A 6384-nucleotide genomic window follows, 5' to 3' on the forward strand; every position below is an offset into this window, starting at 1 on the left:
GCGATTCGCGGGGGAGAGGTGCGACCGATGCTTCTCTTCCACGCGTCGATCACGTATCTGACGCTCGTCTTCGTGGCCGTTGGAGTCGATCCGCTTCTGCCCTTCTAAGGCACACGCTTCTGGCGCAGCGGCCGAAGTTCACCACCGCGTCCATACGTACAAAGAACCGCATCCACACAAAGAGGGGTGCTCTTCGCCGAAGCGAGGAGCAGCCCTCTTGTCGTTCGCGTTCGCCTAGCGGCTCTGTTTGAGAGAGAGAACCACGGCGGTCATCGCCGACGCGAGCATGCAGGCGAGCACCATGTGGATACCTACGAGGAGCTCCGGCAGGCCCAGGCGTGACTGCGTGATGCCGACGATGATCTGCGCCCCCTCGATTGCGAACAGCAGCATGCCAAAGCGGAACGTCGGCACGAGTCGCAGAGCCAACGCGCCAGCGATGATGATGAGGGTGAGCCCCAGCGTGATGTAGGCGGGCCAGCTGTGCACGTGCTGCAGGATCTCGGAGTTGAGTCCGTTGCGCGCGGCACCGTGGTCGCCAGCGTGCGGGCCAGAGCCCGTCGTAAGAATCCCTACGAGAATCGTGATGGCGACAAAGAGGCTCGCCACGTGTGTGGTGATGGTGAGCCACAGCGGCGCGACCCGTGTGCGGGGCGAATTGCCCTTGTAGACGCGCCACACCAAAACCGTCGCCAAGACAACGAGCACAGTCGAGAGCACGAAGTGAAGCCCGACGACATAGGGGTTCAGGTGCGTCCAGACCGTGATTCCGCCGATAACGCCCTGCAAGGGGATACCGAAGCCGATGACGAGAGCCAGCACGAACAGATCGCGGCGCTCGGCACGCATGCGCACGATCCGCAAGAACATGACAATGGCGATCGCGATGAGCACAAAGGTGAGCAGTCGGTTACCGAACTCGATAACGCCGTGGATGCCCATCTCGGGCGTTGTCACGAACGAATCTTCTGTGCACTTCGGCCATGTGGTGCATCCCAGACCGGATGCGGTCAAGCGAACGGCCCCGCCGGTACCGACGATGAGGATCTGGCTAATGAGCGAGAGCCAGGCGAATACTCGGGTCGTTCGATTGATCTCCAGGGGCAGTCGCTCGAAGAGCGCGCGTGGAGAGAATTTGGACGACTTCTGGCGTTTCACTGTCAACTTCCCTTTATAGCTGAGGCACCCTGTAGAATCGACGTGTTCAGGAACACAGTCATTGCCGGGGTGTCAACGTAGACATTCGGGGGTATCGCCCCCGTTTTCCGTGTTTCATTCTAGGCAGGCTGCAGAGGCGATTTCCGCCGGCAACCCACACAGTGAATGTCACCCCACGTCGTGAAGAGAGTGTTCTGTAGCGCTGCTCCCTGCGGCGCAGCCCCAAACGGGAATGAACGGCGGAGTCAAACCGTTGGGCTCAGTGAGGAATAAGAGGTAAGCCATGTCAGATGTTCTGATCGATCGCCCCGAACTCTCCAGTCTCGGAATCTACGAGTTTGGGTGGTCCGACTCGGATGTTGCGGGAGCGTCCGCGCGTCGCGGACTGTCTCCTGAGGTTGTCGCCGACATCTCGTCGCTTAAGAGCGAACCGGAGTCGATGCTGAAGACGCGCCTCAAGGCGCTCTCGCTGTTCTACAAGAAGCCAATGCCGTCGTGGGGTGCCGACCTTTCCGGCATCGATTTCGACAACATCAAATACTTTGTGCGTTCCACCGAGAAGCAGGCAACCTCGTGGGAGGACCTGCCCGACGACATCAAGAACACCTACGACCGGCTAGGAATCCCCGAAGCCGAGAAGCAGCGTCTGGTCGCCGGTGTTGCTGCTCAGTACGAGTCTGAGGTGGTTTACCACAAGATCAACGAAGAGCTTGAGGCTCAGGGCGTGATCTTCATGGACACCGACACCGCCCTCAAAGAGCACCCCGAGTTCTTCGAGGAGTACTTCGGCACCGTCATTCCCTCGGGCGACAACAAGTTTGCCGCGCTCAATACGGCCGTGTGGTCTGGCGGCTCCTTCGTCTACGTGCCTCCTGGCGTGCACGTTGAGATCCCTCTCCAGGCGTACTTCCGCATCAACACCGAGAACATGGGTCAGTTCGAGCGCACCCTGATCATCGCGGACGAGGGCAGCTACGGTCACTACATTGTGGGCTGCACCGCCCCGATCTACAAGTCCGATTCTCTGCACTCCGCTGTTGTCGAGATCATCGTCAAGAAGAACGCTCGTGTTCGTTACACGACCATCCAGAACTGGTCGAACAACGTTTACAACCTCGTCACCAAGCGTGCTGTCGCCCACGAGGGCGCCACGATGGAATGGGTTGACGGCAACATCGGCTCCAAGGTCACGATGAAGTACCCGTCGATCTACCTCGTCGGAGAGCACGCCAAGGGCGAGACCCTCTCCGTCGCCTTTGCTGGCCCCGGTCAGCATCAGGATGCCGGAGCCAAGATGGTTCATATGGCTCCGCACACGCAGTCGTCGATTGTCTCCAAGTCGATCGCGCGCGGCGGTGGCCGCACCGGCTATCGCGGAGAAGTCCGTATTGCCGCTGGCGCTCATCACTCAGCGAACACGGTGCGTTGCGACGCCCTCCTGGTCGACACGATCTCCCGCTCCGACACGTATCCCGTCACGGACATCCGTGAGGACAACGTGATCATGGGGCATGAGGCTACCGTTTCGCGCGTCAGCGAAGAGCAGCTCTTCTACCTCATGTCTCGTGGCATGCCAGAGGACGAGGCAATGGCGATGATCGTGCGCGGTTTCATCGAGCCGATCGCCCGAGAACTTCCCATGGAGTACGCCATGGAGTTGAACAAGCTCATTGAAATGGGCATGGAAGGATCAGTCGGCTAGATGTCTGCCTCTGTCACAGCAACCCAGGCTCCCGCATCCGCAGTGCCGATCGACCACTCCCGTCTCGGTTCCCTCCAGCACAGCGCTGGGGGAGCAGGGATCGCGCCCATCCAGACTCGCTCTGAGCGGTTCTCCTCCTATGAGGTCTCCGATTTTGAGTCGGTCGCCCAGACCGATGCTGAGTGGAAGTACACGCCACTCGCCAAGGTGCGGAGTCTTACGACCGAGCCCCTCGATGGGTCCATTTACGACGTCACGACGGTGCTTGAGGGCGCTGCGAGCGTCGACTGGGTTTCTCGCGACGATGCCCGTATCGGGTCGGCCGGGATTCCAGAAGATCGCGCCGCTGCCAACGCGTGGAGCACCTTTGATAAGGCGCTCGTCGTAACGATTAGCGGCGACGACGCACGGGCGACCGTGACGCGCACCGAGCTCGGCTCCGGCGCTCGCGCCGCCCACACGGTTATCCACGCCAAGGCCAACAGCCGCGGCACCGTCGTTCTGGGCAACCACGGCTCAGCCGTGCTCTCGGAGAACCTTGAGATCGTTCTGGAGGCGGACGCCGACCTCACAGTCGTCTCGCTTCAGGAATGGGCGGATGATGCCCTCCACCTGGCAAGCCACTTTGCCAAGCTCGGCCGCGCATCCAAGCTCAAGTATGTGAGCGTTTCGCTCGGCGGCGACGTTGTGCGAGTGAACCCCAGCATCACGCTGGCGGGCGAGCGCGCCGATGCCGAGGTCTACGGCGTCTATTTCGTCGACGCAGGCCAGCACATTGAGCACCAGGTATTCGTGAATCACGCTGCTGCCAACACCGTCTCGCACGTGACCTACAAGGGCGCACTGCAGGGCGAGGGTGCACACAGTGTGTGGATCGGCGATGTTCTCATCGGCCGCGAAGGCACTGGTACCGACAGCTACGAGCAGAACCGCAACCTGCTTCTCACTGAGGGCGCACGGGCTGACTCGGTTCCGAACCTCGAGATCGAGACCGGCGACATCAAGGGGGCTGGCCACGCTAGCGCGAGCGGCCGCTTTGATGATGAGCAGCTGTTCTACCTGCAGGCCCGCGGCATTCCCGAGGACGAGGCTCGCCGCCTGGTCGTTCGCGGATTCCTTGGTGAGGTTGTGCAGAAGATCGGCATCCCCGATATCGAAACCCACCTCGACGAGGCCATCGAGGCAGAACTGGCGGTGACCGCATGAGCGTGCGCATTTGTTCGCTCGACGACATCGCCGTGAACTCGGCTGTTCGCGTCGTCATCGGCGAAACCCCGATTGCCGTCGTAAAGGATTCGTCGGGCGACGTGCACGCCATCGGCGACACCTGCACTCACGGCGACATTTCGCTCTCTGAGGGCTTCGTCGAAGGCAAGACTCTGGAGTGCTGGGCTCACGGATCCCAGTTCTCACTCACGACGGGCAAGCCGATCACGCTGCCCGCGTACGACCCTGTCCCCGTCTTTGCGGTGTCAATTGTGGATGGCGACGTCTACATCGACCCCACCCCGACCTTCCCCTCCTAGACAGTTCCTCCCGCTAGATCGCCAGCGGGAGCGCAGAAAGAAGCCACATCACATGTCAGTTCTTACCGTCAAGGACCTGCACGTCAGCGTCGAGACCGATCAGGGCACCAAGCAGATCCTCAAGGGCGTTGACCTCTCGATCGCTTCGAACGAGATTCACGCGATTATGGGACCGAACGGCTCCGGCAAGTCCACCCTCGCGTACACGATTGCTGGGCACCCCAAGTACCACGTCGAGAGCGGCTCGATCATGCTCGACGACCAGGACGTTCTCGCCATGTCGGTCGACGAGCGTGCGCGTGCCGGGCTGTTCCTCGCAATGCAGTACCCCGTGGAGATTCCCGGCGTAACCGTCACGAACTTCCTCCGCACCGCCAAGACCGCCATTGACGGTGAGGCCCCAGCGATTCGCGGATGGATCAAGGACGTTCGCGCCTCGATGGACCAGCTCCGCATGGATCGCTCCTTCGCCGAACGCAATGTCAACGAGGGATTCTCCGGTGGCGAGAAGAAGCGCCACGAGATCCTGCAGCTTGAGCTTCTCAAGCCGCGCTTTGCCGTGCTTGACGAAACAGACTCCGGCCTCGATGTTGACGCACTCAAGGTTGTCTCCGAAGGAGTCAACCGCGCGAAAGAGGCCAACGGTCTCGGCGTGCTGCTCATCACCCACTACACGCGCATCCTCCGTTACATCCAGCCAGATTTCGTGCACGTGTTCGTTGACGGCCGGGTTGCTGAGCAGGGTGGCCGCGAGCTGGCCGACCGCCTCGAAAACGAAGGCTACGACCGCTTTCTCACCCAGACGAACGTAGGCTGATTCGCATGGCAGTAGCGCTCGAGCCTCAGCTCTTCGACAAGGTTGAAGACGCCCTCAAAGAGGTCATGGACCCCGAGCTCGGCGTCAACATCGTCGACCTCGGGCTTATCTATGACCTCACCTGGGATGAGGAGAATAACGCCCTCATCATCAGCATGACGCTGACCTCGGCTGGCTGCCCCCTCACCGACGTGATCGAAGACGAAACTGCTCAGGCTCTCGACGGAGTAGTTGAACAGTTCCGCATCAACTGGGTATGGATGCCGCCGTGGGGTCCTGAGAAGATCACGGACGATGGGCGTGACATGATGCGCGCTCTGGGCTTCTCGATCTAACCCCAGATCTTCTCGACCGCGAACCCGCGACTCTGCTGACGCCGTGTCCCCGCCCTACGGGCGGAGGCGCGGCGTCGCTGGGTTGCGCTGGGCGGCTATTACAGCGGAGTCCGCGCGGTGCAGGGCGAACCAGGCGAGCGGAACGAGAGCGGCCACGAGAAGGGATTTGAGGCCCCCACCCACGATGAGTGGATAGAGACCCTGTTCAAGAGCCTCAGCCAGGTCGTAATCGTTCACGTACCCAAGCCAGACCACGCCGATGGCATAGACCAGGAGAGTGGCGCCGCACGAGACGGCGAGGGCGCTCCAAAACTTGCGCTCCCAGCCCCACAGGGTCACGATGCCAGCAATGACGGCGGCGAAGAGGAACCCCACGAGGTAGCCGCCAGTCTGCCCAGCGATGTGGCTCCACCCGGCGCCAGCCTGCGTGAACATCGGCAACCCGAAGCCGCCCAAGAGAAGGTACAGCCCAACCGCAAGCGGGCCGCGAATGACTCCCAGTGCGAAGGACACAAACAGAACTCCGACGATCTGGCCCGTTGATGGTACTGGCCACAGCGGAACTACCACCTGCGCGAGAATTGCGACCAGCGCCGCTCCAGCCCCGACGAGCACGGCATCCATCACCAGAGTCGGCGGGTACACGCGATCCGAAAGAGTGGCCGGGCCCACGTGGAGGCGCCGCTTATTGGCCGAGGCCAGCACCCGCTGGGTCGGCGTTTGGTAATTAGGGAGAGACATACGGAATCCGATGGTCGGAGGGGCAGTGATCATTTACACACCCGAACGCAAATATACTAAGTGTTTGCCCTCACCACCCCCGATGTGCTTCTGGCCCTGTCGGGC

General features: G+C 61.4%; 7 protein-coding genes and 1 pseudogene. 6 read left to right on the top strand and 2 right to left on the bottom strand.

The features are described 5' to 3' along the window. Positions 1-108 (top strand): annotated as a pseudogene (locus AC062T_RS11475) (heme o synthase); the annotation flags it as partial. A gap of 126 nt (positions 109-234) precedes the next feature. On the opposite strand, the gene AC062T_RS11480 reads toward AC062T_RS11475, so the two are convergent. Further along, positions 235-1158, bottom strand: coding sequence for a COX15/CtaA family protein (locus tag AC062T_RS11480; protein ID WP_476030161.1), 924 nt, complete (start codon positions 1156-1158; stop codon positions 235-237). A 283-nt stretch (positions 1159-1441) separates the two neighbouring features. On the opposite strand from AC062T_RS11480, the gene sufB reads away from it, so the two are divergent. From sufB to AC062T_RS11505, 5 genes are read left to right on the top strand one after another with little or no spacing between them, the layout of a single operon-like run. Next, entirely contained in the window at positions 1442-2860 is a 1419-nt protein-coding gene (sufB, locus tag AC062T_RS11485; protein ID WP_476030152.1) for a Fe-S cluster assembly protein SufB, read from the top strand. Next, entirely contained in the window at positions 2861-4066 is a 1206-nt protein-coding gene (gene sufD / locus AC062T_RS11490) for a Fe-S cluster assembly protein SufD (protein WP_476030154.1), read from the top strand. Beyond that, on the top strand, positions 4063-4386 hold the full coding sequence (locus AC062T_RS11495) for a non-heme iron oxygenase ferredoxin subunit (protein WP_476030156.1): 324 nt from the start codon (positions 4063-4065) through the stop codon (positions 4384-4386). Before sufD ends, AC062T_RS11495 begins: the two co-directional genes overlap by 4 nt. A 52-nt stretch (positions 4387-4438) precedes the next feature. After that, on the top strand, positions 4439-5203 hold the full coding sequence (sufC, locus tag AC062T_RS11500; RefSeq protein WP_108996795.1) for a Fe-S cluster assembly ATPase SufC: 765 nt from the start codon (positions 4439-4441) through the stop codon (positions 5201-5203). A gap of 5 nt (positions 5204-5208) precedes the next feature. Continuing rightward, entirely contained in the window at positions 5209-5538 is a 330-nt protein-coding gene (locus AC062T_RS11505) for a metal-sulfur cluster assembly factor (RefSeq protein ID WP_108516436.1), read from the top strand. 54 nt (positions 5539-5592) lie between these two features. Here AC062T_RS11505 and AC062T_RS11510 read toward each other — a convergent pair whose 3' ends face one another. Further along, positions 5593-6312, bottom strand: a complete 720-nt coding sequence (locus AC062T_RS11510; RefSeq protein ID WP_476030159.1) for a biotin transporter BioY — start codon at positions 6310-6312, stop codon at positions 5593-5595. Positions 6313-6384: the final 72 nt, after the last annotated feature.

The sequence above is a fragment of the Homoserinimonas sp. genome, assembly GCF_056262345.1.